This is a genomic window from Arthrobacter globiformis, assembly GCF_030817195.1.
In the GTDB taxonomy this organism is placed as follows: domain Bacteria; phylum Actinomycetota; class Actinomycetes; order Actinomycetales; family Micrococcaceae; genus Arthrobacter; species Arthrobacter globiformis_D.
On sequence record NZ_JAUSYZ010000001.1, the window covers coordinates 1430513 to 1452645 of the forward strand.

Below are 22133 nucleotides of genomic sequence, written 5' to 3' on the forward strand. Positions count from 1 at the left end.
ATGGCAGGCGGTCAAACCCTGCGTGAAGGTCTCGGACAATGACCGTCGCGTCGCCCAGGAGCCTTGTCCCTGTGTATCCCGCTCACAGGGCGCCTCTCGGACAGGATCGGCCGCCGCCCCGTGCTGTGGATCGGGGCTATCAGCACAGTGGTGTTTTCACTTCCCGCGTTTCTTCTGATCTCGATCGGAACCGTGCCAGCCACGCTCGCCGGGCTGGCCCTGGTCGCGTTTCCGGTGGCGTTCTTCGTGGCCATACTCGCGTCGGCGCTGCCGGCCCTGTTCCCCACCGCCCACCGCTACTCTGCTATGGGCATCGCCTACAACTTCGCCGTGGCGATTTTCGGCGGCACCGCCCCGTTCATCATCGCCGCGCTCATCCAGGCGACCGGCAACGACCTGATGCCGGCGTTCTACCTGATGGCAACGTCGGCCATCGCGGCGGTCGCCATCTACTTCCTCCCCGAATCCGCCCAGCGGCACCTGCCCGGCTCCATGCCCAGCGTGGACTCGGACGAAGCCGCCCGCGAGCTGGTGGCGACCCAGGACCGGAACCCGCTGCTGGAAATGGACAGCCTGCCGTTCGACAGCAGCTACGAGGAGGCGAGGGCGTCGCACGGAGAACGCCCTGACAGGCCGACGGTGATGTGACAAAGGCGCGTCGCGACGACGTCGAACACAGCGCCCGGGCGGTGCAGTCCGACTGTGGCGGACTCCCGTCCGCGGAGTTAGCAGACAGCCGTTGTTAGCGCGCGGAAGTAGGCCTACGCTGTGCGCACGGCCCCACTCCGGGACCGCTCCAGGACCCGCCGTAACGCGTGTCAGGCACGCCCTTGCTGCCCGTGTCCTGGACCATAACGGAACAGGAAAGACCATGACCAAGTATCTGTTTGAAGCGAACTACGTGGGTGAAGGAATCAAGGGGCTGATGCGGGAAGGCGGCTCCAAGCGGCGTGACGTGGTGGTGGACGCCCTCAAATCCGTTGGAGGATCGCTGGAGAGCTTCTACTTCGCTTTCGGGGACACCGACGTCCTGGGCGTCCTTGATATCCCGGATCAGGCCAACGCCGCGGCACTTTCGCTGACGATCAATTCGACGGGCGCCGTGAATCTGCGTCTGAAGCCGCTCATGACGCCGGAGGAAATCGACGACGCCGTCAAGAAGACGCCGACATACCGCGCCCCGGGGCAGTAGGGCGGGGGAGAGCACCGCCATCACCACCAGAACAACGCACAAAGGAAATCATCATGCTCACCGATTCAGACATCATGGCTGTCCTTCCCGCGAGGGACATCAACAGGGCGAAGGACTTTTACCGGGACAAGCTGGGGCTGGAACCTGCGGAGTCCCCGGAGGACGGCAGCCTGGTGTACCGTGGCGGCCACGGAACGGGCTTCCTCGTGTATCAGACAGAGAATGCGGGGACGGCGAAGAACACCCAAATGGGCTGGGTCACGGACAACCTGGAACGCGAAATGGAGGAGCTGCGGGGCCGCGGCGTCGTCTTTGAAGAGTACGACCAGCCCGGGTTGAAAACGGAGAACGGCGTTGCCACGGATGAATGGGGCAAGGCCGCCTGGTTCCTGGACAGCGAAGGGAACATCCTCAACATTTCCCAGCGCGCGTAACGGCTAGCTCGCAAGCGGGGCAACGCGCCCGCCCTGGACCTGCGCTTCGTCCTGCTGAGGCCGGGTGGCGGCCAGCCGCTTGGCCAGGTACTTGGCGTCCCGGCACACGCCGGGGAGGGTTTCCGATGCCGCCGCGAAGAGGAGATCCTGCCCCAGCAGGTACAGGCCCGGCAGTGCGTCCACAATCCCGCGGTGCTGCTGCTCCCGCCAGTCCGCGGGCAGCGCAGGAATATCCAGCCATGGATACGCCTCGGTGAAGCCGGTGCACCAGATGACGTTGGCCACCGGAAGGCTCCGGCCGTCGTCGAGCATTACCTCGCCCTGCCGGACTCCGGCGACCCGCGGCACCAGCTGGACGCCGGCGGCGCGGAGGTCCGCGGTCTTGGTGCGGATCAGCGGCCTGCCCATGCCGGCCAGCTTGGGCAGCACCTTCCGCCCCACCGGCGTGCCGGTGTTCAGCACGTGCATTCCGGCAAAGCGCACCAGGGGGATGAGGAACCGGGCCGCGGTCCGGCCGTGCCGGAACGGGATTTCGCCGGTCGTCCTGCCGGCCAGCCAGGTTTCGTGTGTGCGGCTGGTTTCCAGTGCGATCTCCGCCCCGGAGTTGCCGGCCCCCACCAGCAAAACCGGACCCGGCTTGAGCTGGGCCGGGTTCCTGTAGGTGTGGGAGTGGAGCTGGACGACGTCGGACGGCAGGTCCGCCGCGAAGCCCGGCGTCTTGGGCAGGTGGCAGGCGCCGGTGGCCAGGACCACGTTCGCCGCCGTCCAGCGCTGCGCCCCGTCGGTGATGTGGAACAGCTGGCCGTCGTGGGTCAGCCGGGTGACGGCCGTGCTGGGCCGGACCGGCAGGTGGAACCGGGAGGCATAGTCCTCCAGATAGTCCGCCTGCTCGTCCTTGGTGGTGAAGGCGAGTCGGTCGCCGGGGAAGGGCCGGCCGGGCAGGCCGTTGTACTTGGCGGGCGTGAACAGGCGCAGCGAATCCCAGCGGTTCCGCCACCCGTCGCCAACCCGGGTGCCGGCGTCGAGAATAACGAAGTTCCGGTGCTGCTGCGCCAGGTAGTAGCCCAGCGCCAGGCCGGCTTGTCCGGCGCCGATGATGGCGGTGTCGACGGCGGCAGTTCCGGCGGTGTCGCCGGCGTCAGTTGCTGGGGTGGTGTTCATGGTGGTGCCTCCTCGGTGATGCAGGTGCGGTTGGGTTGTTGTGAACGCTGAAGCGCAGGTACCAGATGAGCAGCAGCGCGGAGGCGGCGACGTAGAAGCAGTGCAGCAGCCAGATCGGCCCCAGCGGGAGGCTGAAGACGTAGACGGAGTGGACTGCGTTGGCGACGTTGCTCAGCGCGAGGTAGCCGAGGCTGTAGGAGTCGAGCTCCCTGGTGTGCAGGGCCTTGAGCAACATGGGCAGGTAGCTCATAGCGAAGAGGACGGTGGACACCATTCCTGCGAGCACTGAAACGTTCATGCCACTAACGCTATTTTCCGCCGTGCCGCAGCGAATCGGGCGAATCACCCATCTTTTTGGCGAGCTCTCGCGCGCGGGCAATGGGCAATTCTGTGCAGAGGGGAGGTCAGGCGAGTCCGTGCCGGTAGGCGTAGGCCGTGGCCCCGGACCTCGAGGTCAGGCCCAGCTTGGTGAAGATGTTGCTCAGGTGCCGGGCCACGGTTTTCTCGCTGATGAACAGCTCGGCGGCGATGTCCCGGTTGCTCAGTCCGTCGGCGACGAGCCGGATCACTTCGGTTTCGCGGGCGGTGAGTGGCCCGGCGTCGGGGGAGTGGCCGGCGTCGTACTTGGAGATTGGCAGCGGCTCTGCCCGGGCGCCCGGTGCACCCGGAACTGATCGCTCAGGCAGTGGCTGCTCCAGAGCCGAGAGCGCCGGTGCGGCGCCCAGCTCGGAAAATACCGCCCGGGCCGCCTCGCGCTCCAGCCGGGCGGATTCCTCGTCCCCGAGCGCGGCGCACAGGCTGGCCAGAAGGGCGCGGCAGCGGGCCGCTTCGAACGGCGCGTCGAGGCCGAGCCAGCGGGACCACGCGCGGCGCAGCAGCACCAGGGCAGCCTGCGGGTCGCCTTCGTGGAACAGGACGGCGGCCTCGGACTGCTCGGCGAGGGCGTGCAGCATGGGCATGTCGATCGAGGCGCAGAGCGAGGCCAGCTCCTCCATGGCGGAACGTGCCGCCGGTGCGTCGCCTGCGGCCAGTTCGATCTCTACCGTGGCGGCGAGCATCAGGCGCCGGTAGTCGGGGCCGGCGCCGTCCATGGCCTGCCGGAGCAGGGTCCGGGCCTGGTCCGGCCTGCCCTGGGCCAGGCGGAGGAGTGCCAGCCCGGGCTGCGGCGGGAAGCCGGTCTCCTGGGCGTTCAGGTAGGCGGCCTCGGCGGAGTCGAAGTCGCCCCGGAGCCGGTGGATGTCGGCCTCCTGGTAGAAGCCGCCGTAGGTGGCCATCCGGTCGCCCTGGAAGGCGAGGTCCTGCGCGGTTTTGGCCGCGTCGAGCGCCTCGGCCCAGGCGCCGTGCAGCCGGTACAGCTCGGCCCGGTGCATCTGGCACTGGCCGCTGAAGAACACGAGGTTCTGCTGCGCGTCGCACCACCGGTCCAGCGCGCGGGTCCACTCGTGGGCGCGGTGCAGGTCGAAGGCCAGGTGGCAGGTTTCGATCACTGCGCAGTAGATGATCCCGGCGGGGACGGGGGAGATCTCCCCGACGGTGACGGCCACCATGGCTTCGTCGAGCAGGGCCAGGCCGTCGTCGAGCTGGCCCAGCAGGATTTTTGCCTGGCCGAGGCCCAGCGTGCCGAGGGCCGCAGTGTCGGCGTCGCCATGTTCCCGGCCGAGGTCGGCGGCCCTGGTGAAGGCTTCCGCGGCGGCTGTGCCGTCGCCCTGGTAGAGGGCGTTCAGCCCGGTAGGGACGGAGAGCAGGCCCTCGAAGGGGCAGGGCTCAGTCAGGTCCTCGACGATCCGGCGGGCGCGGGCCAGCCAGCCGGCGCCTCGGGCCGGTTCGCCCAGCAGCATGAGGTTCATCCCGGTCCAGGCGGCGCAGCGGCCGGCGGCGGCGTAGTCGCCATCAGCGAGGTACTTCAGGTGCGCCCGGGCCAGGATGTCCACTCCCTCGGAGCCGCGGCCGGTGAGGATCACGGAGGTGGCCAGCTGTTCCAGGTCGGCGGCCGGAAGTTCGGCGTCCTGGTCGGCAGCGGTGTACTGCCCGACGGCGTCCGGCCAGCGCCGTTCGGCGTAGGCTTCCCGGCCCCGTGCGAGTGTGGACATCGCGGCTTCCGTTTCCGGTGGCGGGTCGGAGCCTGGGGCGCATGCCGGACCCGGCACCCTCGGATCCGGTGGTGGGCGCGGCCCGTCATCTGTTTTTCAGGCTACCGCCGGGGTTGAGACGGCGGCAAGGTGCGGGGGAGACCTGCGGTTGGCCGTTGGTACCGGTCCTGCCTCGGCCGTGTATGTTGTCGACATCTGCCGTCCGATGTCGACAGGCCACAGCGATGAGTGCGCGAGTTCTGCTTACTTGGGACCTAATGGAAGGCCGCGGCGAATCGGAAGTTGGCAGTCTTTGCTCAGTTGAGTGCTGGGACACCGCTTCCTTGAGGCCGGCTGTGACCAAACAGATTCTTTACGACCGGCGGGGAGGCGTGCTTCCGGCCGACCAGCGTGATCACGAGGGCGGCGACCACCGACACTAGGGGGACGGGGACGAGCATCCGACCGGCCCAGACCAGTGCTAGATGGTCAGCACGGTGAGGCCATGGGCGGTCGGCTACCGCCGAAACGGTCACACGCTGAAGCCTCCTAAGCCCGGCCGGCCGTGAGCGGCAACACGCACTCGGCGATGAAACGTTCAGCATCAGCCGTCAATGGCGTGCTGACGGGGCAAAATCGGGTCATAGACCCATGTGAGCCTAAGGCGCACTATCGACTGCACCTACTGAATCGATCGCATAGTAAAAACGCGTCAGATCTTCAATTTTCACGTGGTGCAGATGTTCATTCCGGCAAGTGGGCACCTGCAGGGTATCTTCTTTGGAGGTGCTCCAGCGTCTTCCAAAGGCCCGCGTTGAAGCTTTGTAATCGAGAGAAGGATGATATGAAGGTCGCCTCCCAGCTGCATGATGCACGAATCAACGCCAAAAATGTGCTCCTAGACATCACCATTGCGGAATATGAAGTGCTCGTGAAGGGCGTGCTCCAGAACAACGAGTTTCAGAGGAAAAGAGTTAGGTCCTCAAAGACGGTGTACTCACTTCTGCGCAGTGACCTCTTGATCGGCTGCGTGATTCCTCCGGTGGTTTTGGCTCTAAACTCTGACGTCACATTGACGGATTTTGCCAATGATGAAGAGTTGGCGGACACTATCCGGAATAATGCCGCAAGCCTTGTGATTCTAGATGGTCTCCAGCGAACGCACACAATAATTGATCTTCTCAACGACCTTCGCCGTGAGGGTGATGAAACGCAAATCAAAAAGGTCGAAGAATCTAAAATTCGCGTTGAGATATACATCGGTCTCAATCGGCTGGGCATCCTATACAGGATGCTTACCTTGAATACCGGGCAAACACCCATGTCCTTGAGACAACAGATCGAAATCCTTTACCTGGACTACATAGATACAAATGTTAACGGTGTGGAGCTGATCCGGGAAGCAGAAGGCAGAACGGCAAGCAAAATCAACCAGTTCAACTTCAAAGATGTGGTTGAAGGCTTCAATGCATATCTTGATCGCGATGAACTGCCTATTGATAAGGCAAACATACTAGAGAACATTAATAGTCTAGAAAAGCTTTCCAAAGAGAATAAATCGACCGAGCTCTTTGAGAAGTACCTCGAAGCCCTTAGCCTCTTGGTAGAGACGGTGGCCGATTTGTGCGAGGGCGCGGAGTTGTCAGTCGATTATCTCGAGCGAAATGCCTCTCCTTTTGGAAAGAATGTCACTCAAATATTCAAGCGACCCCAGGCTATGTCTGGCCTCGGCGCAGCTCTAGGAAAGCTTATAGACTTTGAGATTATCGGCAGTGTTGACGACGCTATCCTTTCAATTAAGAAGCTCGAAGTGGAAAGCGGCGATGAGTTTCTTGAGGAAATGAACAATTCGCTCGAATGGTTGAAGAACAATACCACTAAGATCGGTAATGCCCAGCGCACATTTTTTAGCTTTTACTTCAGGGATCTGCTTAACAGGGATTCCGATAGCTACGCTGACTTGCTCCGTGCCTCGAAGAGTGCACTTCGCAAATATCAATCCCAGAACCTGTAGGAGCAAGAGTGCGTAATGAGGGGGCCAGTGTCAGCCTGGAGTTGGTCAGCAATGGAGCCGTCGCTGAAGTGCTGGAATTCAATTGCACAGACCTCTTTGATGGCCGACTCCTGTCTACCCCATTGAAGCTTGATACCTCATTGAATGTCGAGAATTTCCAACTGCACTTTCTTGCCAAGAAAAGTGTCAATGAAAATGAAATACTTCCCGTACTTGACGCTTCGCAAAAGAAGGCGCGGATCGGGTGGTGTGTGCCGATTAACGCTCTGGCATCCGACGATCACGGCCGAGCCGAAGATCCACATTTTCTGAAATATGCATATGTGGCAATCCATCGTCTTTTTAGGGCTGACATGGAAGAATTCTTCACGAAGTCTCCAGATGCGCAGGACATGGTTGACAGAACGCTTCAGTTTTCCGACTTAATTCACTCTGATACGTGCTTGCTAGTAGTCAACCTGGATGCTATGCCTGCTCGGTCGTTCGACATCGATAGGTACATGCCGAGCCTGATAGCCAGAGGCTACGTTAAGCTCACTCACCGGACTCCCGACGATCTTGTCTGGACGGTGAAGTCACCTGAAGAGGCTCCCAGATCTCTGGTTGTTGAACCGGTCTCGAACGAGTTGACGGACGTGGAGTTGATAGGCAGCCTTCTCCATAACTCGGTGGCATATGAGGCGCATCCTGTTTTCTGCTTTTTCTATATTTATCAAGTTATTGAGCTCCTGATGGAGCACGTCTTTATGGCCGAACATGCCGCCATACTTGATGAGTACCGGCATTCCGTTAATGAGCTGTCAACGGCAAAAGAGGTGATGGAGAAGTTGAATCGCGTGACGTCCGAGAAGAAGCGGCTGACCCTGCTAATAAATGAGTACTCAAAAAGCCGATCTAATCTGGAGAACCTAAAGCAGTCATGCAATGATTTCCTTCTAAAGGAAGGCCGCGCTGGCGGTGGCGACTTTCAGTCATACTTTTATGGTATTAGAAACCATATATTTCATCAGCTGCGAGATCTGAAGGAGGAAAATGTCGAGCAGCTGGATTTGGTCGTGCGCGATTTTGTCGATTTTTTGCCTTCGCTACTGAGTACTTACAGAACGAGGCAATTTGTGGCTGCCGGTGCTTAGCGGTGCAGCGAAGGAATGCTTGAATGCCAGGAACGCGTTCACCCCGCGGACCACCGCGTTTAGAGCGGAGTCCAGGGGCCCTAGAAACTGCCCCACCATGGGCGTCCCGGAAAACGACGGAGCGCTCAGCGGCGCTTCCCCCTGCAGACCAGCGCGGATCACCGATATGGTTCAGGACGTAGATTCCGGCACCGGCGTTGAGGGCCGCGAAGAGCAGGACCGATCCAAGCGCAGTCCAAGGAAGCCTGCGAGGACGCCAAACACCGACCGCAAGCGCGAAGACGGTGGCGGCAACCCAAGAAAAGATGCTGAGTTCGTCATGGCTCATGCCGCTCAATGGATCCAAGAATTCCCGCCCCTTACAGTTGAAGTCAATGCTTGTTTTGTTCCCAGTGAACCTATCCAATCACCCCGGCTATGTCGCTGCAGTTAGTGGCGCAGACTGGTGAAGTCGGCAACTGGTAGGTGCATAGTTTCCGCAGGTGTAGCGAGTATCACGCCATGGCCAAGCGTCGGGGTAGACGCTTGGCAGCTGGTTTCGCCGCCGCCGGAGAACGACACCACCTCAGGGCCGGCTGCAGTTGTCGTCCGGGAGTGGTTGCATCCGTTGGACAGGCAGCAGGGCTTGGCGTCACTTCTGGCCCCCGACGCCCGAGGGGCCAGAACGCTTGGCATACTCACATGCGGGCGTTTCAACTCAACGGGGCGCCCGTCAACAGATGTGCTGGTCGCTGGGTTACCCTGTTGAGATGTCAGCAGGGTTCTCTAGAATCTGGCAACCTAGCTAGACACGCAACTGACTTGGAGGACTTGCCGTGCCCAAAGCTCCGATCGATGCTGTTGACGCTGTAGACATCGAGAACGCTGTAGACATCGAGAACGCTGTAGACGTCGACGACGCCAATGATGCAGACCGGAAGGTTGTAGAGAATGAGCGAGAGGAGCTGCGGAAGTTCATCACGGGGCTGAGCCCGAACGACATCAAGTCGGGCGAATGGTTCACCAAGCTCGCCGCGCAGGCCCTGAGCTCCTACACCAACAAGGTGAACTGGCAGTACTTCCAAGAGCGGTACGAGGGCGTGCCCGCTGACGCCATCGTGGACCAGCGGATCAAGATGGCGACTCGGTACGCCGCGCTCGAAGGTGGGCTCTCCGCCGGAGCCTACTCGGCGACCGTCATCGCCACACTAGGTAGCCTTGGTGGTTCCTCACCGGCGACTGTCCCGGCCGCTATCGGAACTGTCATGGTGGACGTCGCGTTCATCACCCAGCTCCAGCTTCGCCTCGCCTACGACATCGCCGTCCTCTATCGCGTCCCGCTCGACCTGTCCGACCCCGATGACATGTGGAAGCTCATCCGTGTGGCCTTCACCATCAAGAGCGGGGAAGTCGTAAGCCAAGGCGTGGTCAGGGCGGTACCAGCCATCATGCGGCCGCTGATCAAGCGCTTCTATTCCGGCGCGGTACTGTCCGCCGCGAGGGGGCTTCCCTTCGTCGGAAAATTCCTCCTGCAGCGCAGCGTCATCAAGATTGGCATCCCGCTCGTCGGCGTTCCACTCGCGGTGGTGCTGAACCGCTATACAACGCTGATCGCGGGGCGGCACGCGCGAGCCGTCTTCCGGAACGAGGCGCGGGTGATAGAACTCGCCGAGAAACTGAGCGAGCGGAGTCGGCAGCCGCAGCTCATGCTGTGGGTCGCGTGGCTCGTCATCATGGCGGACCACAAGATCTCCGACGACGAGGCCCTGTTGATGCGTCACTTGGTGAGGCTGGTCCGGGATAGGCATCAGGTGGTCGATGAGCAGCTCGCCCACCTCGTCGACATCGACCCCGCGGACGTGTGGCGACGCCTGGATGCCGAGCCGGGGGATCTAAGCGACATCCTCGACGTTGCAGACTGCGTGGCCTCTGTGGATGGTGCCATCAACGCGCGCGAGAAAGTAATCATCTCTGAGCTTGGAGACCGAGCCGGCCGAGTCTGATGCTGAAGCGCTGAAGTCCAAAGCGGCGCCAAATTCGCCAGGGCCCATCCGCCTGCAGCAGTTACAAAAATTGCTTAGCCGCTAGAGTTTTTTGTAACTGCAGCAGTTGTCGCTACCTGGGGATACATTGCACCCATGGCCAACGGTGTGAAGCCCGCAAAGAAACGTGAGAGTGTCCGCAGGTGCCCTGTTTGCGGCCAGGAAGCCTGGCGGATCGCCTACGGCATGGTGATGCCAGAGGCCATGTCCGAGCACCCGAAAACTGAGTTTGCCGGCTGCTGCCTGACCGAGGAAGTACGCATCTATCCCGCCACGGGCAAGGTTGAATCCGGGGTCCCGAAGTGGGCATGCCAGAACCCGGAATGCCGACACCGTTGGTGGTGACCGCTGGCGGAGCGTTTCCCATCAGGCCGCCGGGGCCATCCATAATCCGGCGACTGCAGTGCGGCCAGGCGCCGTGGTCATGCGAGTGATGTGGACGGACACGGGTCCTGCTTCAAGATCCAGTTTCGCGCTGGCTGTGGTTCCGCAGTCGAGGGCTAATTCGTGCGTCGTTCCTCCTCGTCGATCGGGCTGGAAGATAGTGAGCGATGCTTTGAGCACTCCCACGCATTCAGCGGTAACTGCGTAGCTTCCCTTTGGTATTCCTGGGGCCGACAATCGGAATCCGTCATTGCCCAGTCCGCCTGATCCACCCAAGACAAGACCGTCAGGCGGAAGGCCCAGGCGGCTGTCTAGTTGCGCCCCGTTTCTCGCCTGCACTTGGGCAGTAGTGGGATCGACCTTCGGCGCGGATGGGAGAACTGGAGGGGAGGTCATGGCTGACGGGGCCGCCTTTGGCACGGGCGGGGAAGCTGACGGGGCCGCCTTTGGCACGGGCGGGGAAGCTGACGGGGAGAGTACGGCTGATGGGACAGCCGGAGCCGGGCTGTCATCTTGGTACTCACATGCACCTAGTGCGATTCCGGAACTGGCCAAAACCAGCAACAGCGCGATAGCCCGCGACCAACGATTTCCCCCAAGTACTGCCATGCGCCAACCCTATCGGCATCTACGGCGGGTTCGCCTTGCTGGAGTGGGTCCGACGTTGAACCGGCACGCCCGCATGGAACAACACCGGTCAGGCTATTTCTGGCCGAGCAGCTGCAGGGCGGTCTCGTACTTGTCGGCAAGCCGCTGTCGGACTTCGGGTTCCAGACGCGCCGTCCGCTCTGGATCGGTATTATCTGCGATGTCAGCCAGTTTCACAGCCAGAGCAACGGGATATTCGCGAATGGCCCCATAGTATCCGTTACCCGTGTTGTCCTTGGTGCGGGTAAGCAGGACGACGGCGTCAATCACCTGGTTGCTGATACCGGCAGCCTCCAGATCTCTGGCCGTGATGCCGCAGTCTTCGATGACGTCGTGCAGCCACGCGGCAGCGACCTGCTTGGGATTAGTCAACCTAGCTGCCACGCGGCCGGGGTGCTCGATATATGGAACCCCGATCTTGTCCGTTTGGAACCGGTGCGCGATTGTCGCGATCGCCTTCGCTGCTGCGACCTCCGGGTTGGCTTCGTGATTTTCCATTTTTGAACCCTCTCCGGGCCGTCGGCCCGTTGACATCAACACCGGCAGGCTATCAACCGGGGCTGACATTCTCCGAAGGCCTATCACGGCCGGAAGAAATGTCAGTGGGGCCTCTGACAATGAAGCATCAGTTAGATAGAAAGGCACCGACATGCTGGATACGATCGCACGTCCTGAAACCGCACTGGAGCTAATGCTGGAGCTTCAGCCCGAGGAAGCGTTGGAGTGAAAAGCCCAGGTGAGGCAGCGGCACGCAGAGTGGCACGATGTGGAGTCGGCCTCCCAGTTGGTTACCCTCATCCAACTGGTTTCCCACGAAGGGGACTGGCTGGTGGTGCAAAGCAAGGGCCTCGATGAGCAGCACTTCGGGAGGTATGCCCAAGCCATGTACACCGGCGACGGGTACCAGGTAGAGGTTGCGGTCGTCAGCAGTGGAGTCACAAACATCTGGCGAATCGGACTGGGACTGTCGGCAGATGAAGCCGGGAACGAGCCACATGTAGGAGTCGCTCGGTCACAGAACCTGTGTTTGGCCGGAGCCTCGGAAGTGATGATGTCCTGGCTGAACGGCCACGGGCTGCCGCTGGGCTTCGGTGCAGCACTGCACGTATTCGGCTAGGCCGGCGAGCAAGAATGTGGAGCCGTGACGCAACCGTAGGAGACCTGCGGAGAGTCCACGAGGAGTCGAAGGGCAAACCCTACGTGTCCAGCCTTGACTGGATCGCCAGCGGCTCCTTCGTAGACCGGGGGCAGCGTGACGACGCACCGTTGTTCCCCCGGTCCGCGACCATCGAACCGACGGATGACGATGGCCCTGACTGATCGTCTCCTAGCCCGAGGTTACGGCCACCAGAGGCTCAACCTCGTAGACCTGTCCAAGAGCCGGGAAGTGGATCAGCGTTCGCAGCACCGGCTTGCCCGTAGCCGCGAGTACAGCATCCCGGTACGCGGCCATCTGGCCCAGGTACTCCTCCCGCACGTGGCCTTCAGGGGCGTTCCCCGGATACGTCTTGTGGTCGACGAGTACGAACCCGTCCGGCCCTTCCAGCAAAAGGTCGATCCAACCTTCCATGACCTGGTTGTCCGGCCGCCATCCGATGGCAGCTTCCCGATGCCGAGCCCAACCGGGGAACTGCGCGTCCAGATAGGACTCGAATCTTTCCCCGGCAGTGAGCAGCAGGGAAGAACCGATGGTGCCCTCCACCTGCCAGCGCGCAACTATCCGCTCCGCAAGATCCCGCCGTTGGACGGTGTCGAGCACCGAGAACTCGGTCCCCAGATAAGCGTGCACGGCGCTGCCGACTGCACCCCAATCGTCAGACCCATGCTCAGCAAGCCGGGAACCGAGCTCTGCGACGGCACGGACCGAGGCCTCGTGCCCGGCAGACTCCAGCGACGAAGCCGCGAACCGTGCGGGAGGGAAGACAACGCTCGACGGATCGGCAGGAACGTCGGAGAACCGGGGCGTCCAGTCGGAGGGTGAGAGCTCAGCGACTACAGGTCCCAAGTCCTCTACTCGCGCCGGCAGCGCCAGCCCGTCCGCGACGTAGATGGCACCGTCCGAGTTGTCATCGGCACCCGGCTTCCATCCCAACAGCGAGGGAACGCCAAGGTTGTTGAGAAGCTCTGGCGCAGGCTTCTTCCCGGTAAGCACGGTTGTTTCGACGGCGCGGGTCATGCCGACGTACATGAGCCGGGCCATGTTTCGACGCTCGCGTTCTTCGGCCCGGAGCGCGACGTCGCTGGTCGTTCCCCGAACATCCAGCTGAGAGCCGCCGTAAGGGAAGGGACTCGGCCAGAAGCGGATCCAGCGGCCGGCCAGTGGCTGCGCCAGGTCGAAGCCGCCGTCCTGCTCAACGGCTGCGCCGAAAGCGGCGAACCGAAGATCCTTGTCAAGGCCCTCCAGAACCACGACGGGCCACTCGAGTCCTTTGGCCTGGTGATACGTGAGTACGTTGACCACGTCAGTTCCGGCGTTATCGGCGGACCTCTGCTCCTCCGAACCGAAGAACGTGAGGAAGCCTCGCAGGGTAGCGGGTGAGCGCAAGGCGAGGCAGCGCTCGTAGTACGTCTTGATGACACCGCGGACGGCGTCCAGGTTCCTTAGCCGCGTGGCGGGGGAGGACCATCCGGCAATCAGCCGGGGCAGTCCGAGCGCGCCAACCACGGCTTCGAAAACCTCAGTGGGCGTAGCCGCCGCTGCCCGGGCACGTAGGGCATCGAGGGCTTTGAAAATCGGATCCGCATTCCACTTTTCGAGTACGGGGGCAGGATCGGCGGCCGACAGCAGTTCCTGCTGCCAGGTTGCGTTGGAGGAATGCGCGGGGTGCATGGCGACGATCTCGGCTAGAGCCACAGTGTCGTACCCGTCCGCCACGAACGCCAGCCCGGCGCGGGCCAGCTGCACTTCGCGGGAGTCCAGCAGCATCCGGGGATTACGGCTCGCGCGAATTCCTGATGCATGTAGTGCAGCGGACAACGACTCGACGTCGGCGTTGGACCGGGCCAGCACGGCCACGTTCCCGGGACTGAGCTCTGGCCGGCGGGCCAACAACGCGGCTACGCCGGCCGCCGTTGCCTTCAGCCGCTCGCCATCGTTGGATTGCGGCCGCGTCCACGCCTCGAGCGTGCCGCGGGACCAGTCAGAGTGTGCGTTCGGGAGCTCGAGGTGCACGGTATCGGCCGGCATGCCGTGCTGTTCAAAGACGGGCTCGAACACGGCGTTGCTTAGATCGACGACTGCTTGGTGGGAGCGCCACGTATGGGACAGCTGCTCCCGGTGGCGCACCTCCCTGACTACAGCTTCCATGAGCTCTGGGTCGGTGCCCCGGAACTCGTAGATGGCCTGCTTGGGATCCCCTACCCAGACGGCCTCGTCCACGAGCCGGCTGAGCTGCAGGAAGAGTTCAAGCTGCAGAGGGCTCGTGTCTTGGAACTCGTCTACGACGAGGAAGCGGATGCGCCCTGGGAAGGAGCGGCGGAAAGCATCGTTGTTTCGGGCAAGGCCCAGGACCAAGGTCTCCTGATCCACAAAGTCCATCAGGCCATGCAGCCGCTTGAAATCGGAGTAGGCCGTGAGGCACTCTTCAGCGCAGGCGAACAGGAGCCGGATGTACTGCTCGAGGTCGTCATGGAAGGCCGGGTTGGAGAGCAGGCCTTCCTTGATGGCTCCGGTGACGGGAGTGAAGAGTGCCTTGACGGCGGCCGGCGCTGCCGAGCCCACCACGCCGCGCCACGTCTCCCACGGGATGTCCTCCACCGCGCCCATGGTGGCAATCTTGTGAAGGATCTTCGGCACATGCTCGGTAAAGGTGGCCGAGCCCGTATCCACCTTCTTTCCGGCGGGAGTCTTGCTGTCCCTGGCCATGGTCTCGAGATCGGTCACCGTGGCGCGAAGAGCAGACAGCCACTGGGACCGGTCATCCGTAGCCGGTGCGTCGAGCAGCTCGCGCAGGCCGGTCCAAGAACGATCCGCACAGGCTGCCAAGTCGTCCGCTTCCAGCAGGTTGGTACGTGCAGCATCCACGATCGACCGCACGGTCTCCTGCCAGGTTTTCGCGTCCCTGGCCCCGTTGCCGTCTGTCCCCATGCGCCGCGCGATGGGCAGGATTCTCGGAGCGTGCTCGGCCAGGACTTCGTCCGTGGCGAGGTGGAAGATACTGGCGAGCTGCTCCTCGCCGATAACCTCAAGTGCAGGCGAGAGGCCTGCGTCGATGGCGTGCTCCTGCAGCAGCTGGCCGCAAACGCTGTTGACCGTGCCGATGAGGCTAGCGGGCAACTGCTGGGAGGCGAGCCGCAGCGCGGCGGCTGAATCGGCGTCGTCGGCCAGGTCAGCCTGCTCAAGGAGGCGGGCGGCGATCCGTTCACGCAGTTCTCCCGCGGCCTTCTTGGTGAATGTGGTGGCCATGACGGCTCCAGCCGGCAGGCCGGCGGCAATCTGATCGACAATCTTGCCTGTGAGCGTGAAAGTCTTTCCGGTGCCGGCACTCGCCGACACCATGGTGACGTTGTCCAGCAGGTTCACGAATAGTCCCCCTTGAGTCCGCAGAGCGTGCCGAAGTCGCAGTACCTGCAGTTCGGCTTCATGTGCAGGCGGCCGTTGGCTGCCGCAAGTGCGTCGGCGCCGGGTTCGCCCTCTGCCAGAGAGTTTGCTGCCGGCTCCGTTGCCGTTATCCGTCCGGCGAGCACCTCCTCGACGGTGAATTCGATCGCCCGAACAGCCTGCTGCCACAACCGCGCTGGATCCTGGCTGGCCTGGATGGCGGAACCGAATTCTGGGTGGGCTGAGGCGAAGCTGCCCTGCTTCAGCATGTAGTAGGCGGTGGGCGCGTCTGGCGGAAGCTCGCTGGGGCTGAGGGCCCACTGGTACAGCGCGAGCTGCAGGGCTTCGCCGCGCTGGACTTCCTCGCGGCGGTACTTGTCATTGTTGGACCACTTGAGATCCACGACGGTGGTGCGGCCGGAAGCGTCAATGCCCACCGCGTCTGCACGGCCTTTGACCTCCACCGTGTAGCTGTTTCCCCCCGCCGTAAAATGCAGGTCCTTGGCGAAGTCCTTCTCCATCTCCTGCAGCACGACGCCGCCGCGCTGCAGCTGCTCAAAAAAGGTCATGACGGTTGTTTCAATGGTGGCCTGCACACCGGCAAGTCGGCTCTTTTGGCCGGGAAGAAGTAGTTCCGAGGCGAGCTGAGGCAAAAGACGTTCGACGGCGGCGCTCACCTCGTCCTGATCGGGAACCACCCGGTGCTGGGCACGAAGCTGGTCCTGAAGTACCTCCACCACCTTGTGGGCGAAGATTCCGAGCATCTGGTTGTCCGAAGGGACGCTGGCGGCGGCGGGAACGCTCAGGTGCGATTTGTGCTTGAGCACCCAAGCCAGGGAGCAGCCCAAGAGTGTGGACAGCTGCGTGAAGGAGAGTCGTTCCGGGACGAGAGCGGGATTCGGGCCCAACTCATGGACGGCAGGCGGCGCGGCAGGGCGGTGCTGGGGGACAGCAACGAGCTGAATGCGGCGGTCTGCAAGTGCCCAGTGGCCGGTGGCGTCAATCAGCGCTTCAGGCTTATGCGTGAGCAGAGCGAGACGCTCGGAAAGCGACCCATCTATTTGACTGGGCTGAGCGGCGGTGAGTGCCTCCAGCAGCGGATTACCTTCCACTCGCTCGCCATCACGCTGCTCGATCTGCACAAGGAGCAGGTTCCTGGTCCGGCCGGCTGCTGCCAGAGTCTGGCTGACCTCGAGGGCGCTGAGTTCTTCCGGTGTTGGCAGGTGAACGCCGACTCGGGACAGGGTCTCGATGTCGTGTGCGTCCCAGCGTCGGGCGGATGAGATGCGGCTGCTCTGGAAACCCCACCACAGCACCTGGTCGACGTCGTCGGTCAACTCGGCCAAGTGCCCGAGGCGCAACCAGGGCGCGGCTTCTGCGCTCACGACCGTGCCCGTCGATGGGGTGATGACGGCCGAGATGATGCGACGAAGATCCCGGCGGGAGACACGGGGGAGTGGCGTCACCAGTCCCAGGATTCGTTGCAGCAGGGACGCTGTTGTCTTGGCGGCGTCGTCTTTGGAAGCGCGGGCACGCAACCGGCCGGCGAGCCATTCCGCCCGTTCAGCGAAATCTGTACCGCTTACGTCCTCGTCTTCGACGAGCACGCCGGTGCAAAAGAGCCTGTCCAGCGTGGCGGCGAGTTCGGGACCGAGCTGAGGGTCTGCGGCGATGGCGGAAATTGCTGCCTTCCACGCTTCGCCGCCGGTGCCAGGCTCTTGTTTCAAGGCCTCAAGGATATGCCGCGCGGCGGCCCGCCGCACGGGCGAGCCGGGCAGGGTGAGCAGCTCGCCGAGGAGCTGAACGTTCGGCGGTGACCAGATGACCTCGAAAAAGAGCGGAATCAGCTGGTCCTGGGGACGCCAGACGGAGGGGGAGCCGACGCCGATGGCGGGCAGGCCGTGCCCAGCCAGGAAATGATCGAGGAGGGACGTGCGGTCCGAGGAGACCACGGCAGTGCTCTGATTGTCTCCGGCAGCGAGCCAGCGGGCGCTGTTTTCCGCCGCTTCCCACTCCGTTTCGGCTGAGAGAACTGTGAGCCGTGGCTGGCTGTCCGCGGGCACTGCTTCGCTGACTCGGATTCCGCGGTCCCGGAGTTTTCCGATGATGTGCTGCCAAACTTTCGGGAAGCTCCGCTCGGGATGCTGGAGTATCAGCTCGTCGACGCCAAGCGGCAGGGGCGAATCGAGCGCCGTCACCAGCTCGGCAATGTCATCTGCCAAGGAGGGTGCAAGCGGGCTGGCTGCCGTTTCCGCTGCCGCCAGCGTCCGCAGCAGTGGAGACGGTTCAGGGGCGCCCGGCTCAGGCTCGGGAAGCGTCCCGTCCCACCCATTGGCAACGGCATCGTCGCGGGCAGCGAGCAGCTCCTGAGCTGTGGACCAAGGGTCAACCTCGAAGGACTCGTGGAACCATGCGCCGGGGGAGTCAACGGCCCGAAGCCGCTCCAGGTACTGGCTGACGCGCTCGGCGTGGCCGGTGTCCGGGCGGGTGATGCCCAGCCGTGTCTGCAGCAGCGCCGTAAAGTTCTTGCGTCCCACGCGGATGCGGTTGAGGCCTGGCTGGGTGTACGCCCACGGCGCACGGTCTAGGTGCCACCCGAACTCGATCTTCATTAATCCCCCATGCATTGACTGGTGGTCGTTTTTATCACGCTAGCGGGATGCACTGACACACAGGGTTTCTTTGTCACTGTCGCGCCTCCGCGAACCGGGGCGCCATGGACTCCATCTGCTCCATGACTAACTTGATCGCCTCGGGCTGCTTGTCCGGCGGGTACCCGAAGCGGACAAGGAGCCGCTTGATTGAGGACCGCAACTTGGCCCTAACGTCATCGCGTACCGTCCAGTCCGTCCGGATATCCCGGCGCATCACGGACACCAGTTCCCGGGCAATGTCCGCAAGTATGCCTTCGCCCTGGACCTCCACGGCTGACTCGTTCGAGGCCACGGCATCGTAGAACGCAAGCTCGTCCGAGTTAAGCGGGGGAGTGAAGTGCGCTCCGCGGTTGCCTTCGGCCGCAACTTCGCGCGCAAGCTCCACCAGCTCGGCAATGACCTCCGCCGAGGTCAGCTGCTGGTTGGTGTACTTCCTCATCAGCTCGGTGATGCGCTCGGAGAACGCCCGCTGGCGGATCACGTTGTTCCGCGTCGAAGCAGCAGACTCATCGGCAATGAGCTTCCGCAGCGCCTCAATCGCCAGCTGCGGATTACGTGCCTTCTGGGTCTTGGCAATGAACTCCGGCGTCAGATCATCCAATGAGGGCTTCGGCATGCCGGCTGCCTCGTAGATGTCCAGCACTTCGCCGGAAGACGTTGCCGACGCTATCAGGTTGCCGAGCAGCCGTTGGATCTCCTCAGGCACCGGCTCGCCGCTGGCCTGCCGGTCTGCGGCGTCGAATTTGGCCATGTACACCCGGGTCTCCTCGTAGACCTGGATCTCGGGTCGCAGTTCAGCAAGTGTCTCGGAGCCGGAACTCAGTGCCCACGCCCGCGACAGCTGGCCCGAGTGCCGGCGGTATTTGGATGCCAGCGTCTCCTCGCCGTCAGCCGGCCTGTTACCTGGTGTTTCCGGGCTTCGCAGGTAGTTGGCTGCACCCGTCGCAGCGCTGACGAAGGCTTTGGGGCCGCCGCGCATCAGCACCGCCTTCCAGTCGTACCCCGCGAGCAGTCCGCGCAGCGTTTCGACCAGGGACACAGTCAGTCCAACGGCCTCATCCACGTTCCGGCCGACCGGCTTGTTCGCCTGGTCATCCTTCGTGTACTCGCTGAGGGCCTGGGCCAGGTTCTCCGCGAGCGGAGCATAGGCCACCAGAAGCCCGTCCTTCTTACCGCGGAACGTGCGGTTCACCCGGGCAAGGGTCTGCATCAGCAGCGCGCCCTTCAGCGGCCGGTCCAAGTACAGGGTGTGCAGCGGCGGGGAGTCGTAGCCAGTGAGCATCATGTCTTTGACGATCACGAGCTCCAGCTCATCGTCGACATCCTTCAGGCGTTCTTTTACCTGTGCGTTCAACGAATCCCGGCGCACATGGTCGGAGACCGGCGGAACGTCGGTGGCATCGCCCGAGTACACAACCTTGATCTTGCCCTTCGAGAGGTCGTCTGAATGCCAGTCGGGCCGCAACTCCACGACCGCCGTGTACAGCTTCGCGCAGATCTCCCGCGTCCCGCCGACGATCATTGCCTTGCCCGGCGCCTCGATGAACTTGCCCATCTGGGCGCGCCGGTTCTCCCAGTGCGCCACGAGGTCTTCCGCCAGCGCAGCGATGCGCTGCGGGGCGCCGTACACAGCGTTGACCACAGCGACACTCGCTTCGAGGCGCGCCCGCTCTGTGTCGTCCAGGCCCAGGGTGACTTCGTCGGCTGCCTGGTCCAGGATCTCCTCGGTGACCTCGGATGCCAGGCCGACCTTGATCAGTCGCGGCTCGAAGTACACGGGAACCGTGGCGCCGTCCTCCACTGCCCGGGAGAGGTCGTAGATGTCGATGTACTCACCGAACACGTCCCGCGTGTTCTGGTCGTCGAACGAAATGGGCGTGCCTGTGAACGCGATCAGCGTCGCATGCGGCAGGGCGTCCCGCAGGTGCCGGGCGTAACCGTCAAGGTCGTCATAGTGGGACCGGTGTGCCTCATCCACCACCACGATGATGTTGCGGCGGTCGGACAGCAGCGGGTGCTCGGAGCCGGCGTCCTTTTCTGCCTTGCTGCGGCCAAACTTCTGCAGGGTGGTGAAGTAGATGCCGCCGGTGGTGCGGTTGCTCAGTTCCTCCCGCAGCTCGGAGCGCTTCCGGATTTGCTTGGGTGATTCGGCCAGCAGCAGGCTCCGGTCGAAGCCCTCGAACAGCTGTCCGTCGAGTTCGTTGCGGTCCGTGATTACCACGACGGTCGGGTTCTTCAGCTTGGGATGCCGTGCCACCAGGTTGGCGTAGAGCTCCATCTCCATGGACTTGCCTGAGCCTTGGGTGTGCCAAACGACGCCGGCCTTGCCGTTGCTTTCCACTGCCTGGACGGTGCTGCCCACGGCCTTGGTTACGGCGAAGTACTGGTGCGGCTTGGCGATGCGCTTCATGAGCCCGTCGGAGCCCTCGTCGAACGCCGTGAAGTTGCGGGTCAGCTGCAGGAAGCGCTCCTGGTTGTACAAACCGTTGAGGGCTGTCTCCAGCGCCGTGACGGCCACGCCGTCCTCCATGTAACCGGGAGCGACCGGCAGACCGTCGTCGTCCACGTTCCAGGGTGAGAAGTGGTTGAGGGGTGTGAACGGGGTGCCGTACTTGGCCTGGATACCGTCGGAGGCCAGCGTGAACACGCAGAATCTGAACGCCATGGGGAATTCCCGCAGGTACGTCTGCAGCTGGGCGTGCGCCGAGGCCACGTCGGCGGCGGCGCTGCCGGCCTTCTTCAGCTCGATGATGCTCACCGGCATACCGTTGCAGTACAGCACGACGTCGAAGCGGCGGTTGTAGTCGCCCTGCACCAGGGTGACCTGGTTGACGGCGAGCCAGTCGTTCTGGTCCGGATCCTGGCTCAGCAGGTGGATCGTTGGATTGGCTTCGTTGCCGTCCGAGTCGATGTAACTGAGCCGGTAACCGTCCACAAGGTAGTTGTGGATGCGATGGTTTTCGGTGATGGCATCGTTGGACTTGGGCGAGGCAATCTCGGCCAGGGCCTGCTGCAGGTACTCGGCGGGAACCTTCGGGTTGAATTTCTGCAGCGCTGCGAGCAACCGGGGACGGATCAGGAGTTCATCCCAGGTGTCCCGCTCGTCCGTGCCGGGGGCGATGGCCTGCCCGGACAGCGGCCTCCACCCGAGCGGCTCAGCCAGGAGCTCAAGGGCCATGCCCTCCCACTCGGCTTCGGAAAAGGCTACGGCTGGTGCTGCTGTCACGGTGGATCCCCCTATTGGGCCGGATGTCATTCTGAAATGTCCTGCGAGAGCTCGGCTTCGAGCTCGCGGATGCTGGGCAGGCTGGTGCTGCATTCCTCAGGCAGCGACTTGATCATGGTGTCCGTCCATTCGGCGACCCCGATTGGTGTTTTGTACCCCGGGAGCGCGTACTCGGCCACCACGTTGTTCTTCTCCTTGCACAGCAGGAGGCCGATGGTGGGCTTGTCGTCGGCGTGGGCCAAGAGGTCGTCAACGGCTGCCATGTACATGCCCAGCTGCCCGAGAAAACCGGGCTCAAACTTGGTCGCTTTGAGTTCGATGACCACGTAGCAGCGAAGCCTGAGGTGGTAAAACAACAGGTCAGCGAAGAACTCATCGCCGTTGATTTCAAGCCGGACCTGCTCGCCGACAAAGGCGAGCCTTGCCCCAGCTCCAACAGGAACTTCTCGACGTGCTGGATCAGCTGGTGTTCAAGTTCCCGTTCGTTGCGGCGGTCGGTCAGCGCCAGGAAATCAAACACATACGGGTCCTTGAGGGACTGCTGCGCAAGATCAGAGTCCGACGCCGGCATGGTCGCCGGGAAGTTGGTGACTGCCTGGCCTGAGCGCTCATGGAGCTTCGTCCCGATCTGGTGAGCCAGGACATTGCGCGACCAGC

Annotated in this window: 14 protein-coding genes and 2 pseudogenes; 8 read left to right on the plus strand and 8 right to left on the minus strand. The window is 62.9% G+C overall.

What is annotated here, in order from left to right; genetic code table 11:
* Positions 1 to 63: 63 nt before the first annotated feature.
* The 3 genes and pseudogenes from QF036_RS06585 to QF036_RS06595 all read left to right on the plus strand — a co-directional run.
* Positions 64 to 648, plus strand: a pseudogene (locus tag QF036_RS06585) (MFS transporter); the annotation flags it as partial.
* A gap of 223 nt (positions 649 to 871) precedes the next feature.
* Entirely contained in the window at positions 872 to 1192 is a 321-nt protein-coding gene (locus tag QF036_RS06590) for a GYD domain-containing protein (RefSeq protein ID WP_307100289.1), read from the plus strand.
* A 53-nt stretch (positions 1193 to 1245) separates the two neighbouring features.
* The gene (locus QF036_RS06595; protein ID WP_307100291.1) at positions 1246 to 1626 is read left to right on the plus strand and encodes a VOC family protein; all 381 of its coding nucleotides are present in this window, start codon (positions 1246 to 1248) and stop codon (positions 1624 to 1626) included.
* A 3-nt stretch (positions 1627 to 1629) separates the two neighbouring features.
* On the opposite strand, the gene QF036_RS06600 is transcribed toward QF036_RS06595, so the two are convergent.
* The 3 genes from QF036_RS06600 to QF036_RS06610 all read right to left on the minus strand — a co-directional run bounded on the left by QF036_RS06600 (position 1630) and on the right by QF036_RS06610 (position 4877).
* Positions 1630 to 2787, minus strand: coding sequence for a flavin-containing monooxygenase (locus tag QF036_RS06600; RefSeq protein ID WP_307100293.1), 1158 nt, complete (start codon positions 2785 to 2787; stop codon positions 1630 to 1632).
* The gene (locus QF036_RS06605) at positions 2765 to 3085 is read right to left on the minus strand and encodes a hypothetical protein (RefSeq protein WP_307100296.1); all 321 of its coding nucleotides are present in this window, start codon (positions 3083 to 3085) and stop codon (positions 2765 to 2767) included. Before QF036_RS06605 ends, QF036_RS06600 begins: the two co-directional genes overlap by 23 nt.
* Positions 3086 to 3191: 106 nt before the next feature.
* The gene (locus QF036_RS06610; RefSeq protein ID WP_307100297.1) at positions 3192 to 4877 is read right to left on the minus strand and encodes a helix-turn-helix transcriptional regulator; all 1686 of its coding nucleotides are present in this window, start codon (positions 4875 to 4877) and stop codon (positions 3192 to 3194) included.
* Positions 4878 to 5700: 823 nt separating this feature from the next.
* Between QF036_RS06610 and QF036_RS06615 the strand changes: the two genes are divergently transcribed.
* The 3 genes from QF036_RS06615 to QF036_RS06625 all read left to right on the plus strand — a co-directional run bounded on the left by QF036_RS06615 (position 5701) and on the right by QF036_RS06625 (position 9985).
* Positions 5701 to 6870 (plus strand): hypothetical protein, encoded by a 1170-nt coding sequence (locus QF036_RS06615; protein ID WP_307100298.1) that lies wholly within the window; start codon positions 5701 to 5703, stop codon positions 6868 to 6870.
* Between the two features lie 8 nt (positions 6871 to 6878).
* A complete protein-coding gene (locus QF036_RS06620; protein WP_307100300.1) occupies positions 6879 to 8003 on the plus strand; it encodes a hypothetical protein in 1125 nt (374 codons plus the stop codon).
* Positions 8004 to 8818: 815 nt separating this feature from the next.
* Positions 8819 to 9985 (plus strand): hypothetical protein, encoded by a 1167-nt coding sequence (locus QF036_RS06625; protein ID WP_307100302.1) that lies wholly within the window; start codon positions 8819 to 8821, stop codon positions 9983 to 9985.
* A 1125-nt stretch (positions 9986 to 11110) separates the two neighbouring features.
* On the opposite strand, the gene QF036_RS06630 is transcribed toward QF036_RS06625, so the two are convergent.
* Positions 11111 to 11554, minus strand: a complete 444-nt coding sequence (locus QF036_RS06630) for a phosphohydrolase (RefSeq protein WP_307100304.1) — start codon at positions 11552 to 11554, stop codon at positions 11111 to 11113.
* A 268-nt stretch (positions 11555 to 11822) separates the two neighbouring features.
* Here QF036_RS06630 and QF036_RS06635 point away from each other — a divergent pair, with 268 nt between their 5' ends.
* Positions 11823 to 12173: a hypothetical protein gene (locus QF036_RS06635; protein WP_307100306.1), complete on the plus strand. Its 351-nt coding sequence runs from the start codon at positions 11823 to 11825 to the stop codon at positions 12171 to 12173.
* 210 nt (positions 12174 to 12383) lie between these two features.
* Here the strand turns inward: QF036_RS06635 and QF036_RS06640 are convergent, their stop codons facing one another.
* The 4 genes and pseudogenes from QF036_RS06640 to QF036_RS06655 form a co-directional block, all read right to left on the minus strand.
* Positions 12384 to 15578, minus strand: coding sequence for a UvrD-helicase domain-containing protein (locus QF036_RS06640; RefSeq protein WP_307100307.1), 3195 nt, complete (start codon positions 15576 to 15578; stop codon positions 12384 to 12386).
* A complete protein-coding gene (locus tag QF036_RS06645) occupies positions 15575 to 18208 on the minus strand; it encodes a PD-(D/E)XK nuclease family protein (RefSeq protein WP_307100309.1) in 2634 nt (877 codons plus the stop codon). The genes QF036_RS06640 and QF036_RS06645 overlap by 4 nt, the downstream gene beginning before the upstream one ends.
* Before the next feature lie 73 nt (positions 18209 to 18281).
* Positions 18282 to 21506, minus strand: coding sequence for a type I restriction endonuclease subunit R (locus tag QF036_RS06650; RefSeq protein ID WP_307100311.1), 3225 nt, complete (start codon positions 21504 to 21506; stop codon positions 18282 to 18284).
* A pseudogene (locus QF036_RS06655) lies at positions 21503 to 21984 on the minus strand (PDDEXK nuclease domain-containing protein). Before QF036_RS06655 ends, QF036_RS06650 begins: the two are co-directional and overlap by 4 nt.
* Here QF036_RS06655 and QF036_RS25230 point away from each other — a divergent pair.
* Complete coding sequence (locus QF036_RS25230) at positions 21898 to 22080, plus strand: hypothetical protein (RefSeq protein ID WP_373460316.1); 183 nt, start codon at positions 21898 to 21900, stop codon at positions 22078 to 22080. The pseudogene QF036_RS06655 and the gene QF036_RS25230 sit on opposite strands and share 87 nt — an antisense overlap.
* Positions 22081 to 22133: the final 53 nt, after the last annotated feature.

Excerpts from the sequence above, each read along its gene's own strand:
- QF036_RS06610 (WP_307100297.1), bottom strand. The coding sequence starts at position 4,877 with ATGTCCACACTCGCACGGGGCCGGGAAGCCTACGCCGAACGGCGCTGG.
- QF036_RS06590 (WP_307100289.1), top strand. The coding sequence starts at position 872 with ATGACCAAGTATCTGTTTGAAGCGAACTACGTGGGTGAAGGAATCAAG.
- QF036_RS06605 (WP_307100296.1), bottom strand. The coding sequence starts at position 3,085 with ATGAACGTTTCAGTGCTCGCAGGAATGGTGTCCACCGTCCTCTTCGCT.
- QF036_RS06650 (WP_307100311.1), bottom strand. The coding sequence starts at position 21,506 with ATGACATCCGGCCCAATAGGGGGATCCACCGTGACAGCAGCACCAGCC.
- QF036_RS06630 (WP_307100304.1), bottom strand. The coding sequence starts at position 11,554 with ATGGAAAATCACGAAGCCAACCCGGAGGTCGCAGCAGCGAAGGCGATC.
- QF036_RS06615 (WP_307100298.1), top strand. The coding sequence starts at position 5,701 with ATGAAGGTCGCCTCCCAGCTGCATGATGCACGAATCAACGCCAAAAAT.
- QF036_RS06600 (WP_307100293.1), bottom strand. The coding sequence starts at position 2,787 with ATGAACACCACCCCAGCAACTGACGCCGGCGACACCGCCGGAACTGCC.
- QF036_RS06595 (WP_307100291.1), top strand. The coding sequence starts at position 1,246 with ATGCTCACCGATTCAGACATCATGGCTGTCCTTCCCGCGAGGGACATC.
- QF036_RS06645 (WP_307100309.1), bottom strand. The coding sequence starts at position 18,208 with ATGAAGATCGAGTTCGGGTGGCACCTAGACCGTGCGCCGTGGGCGTAC.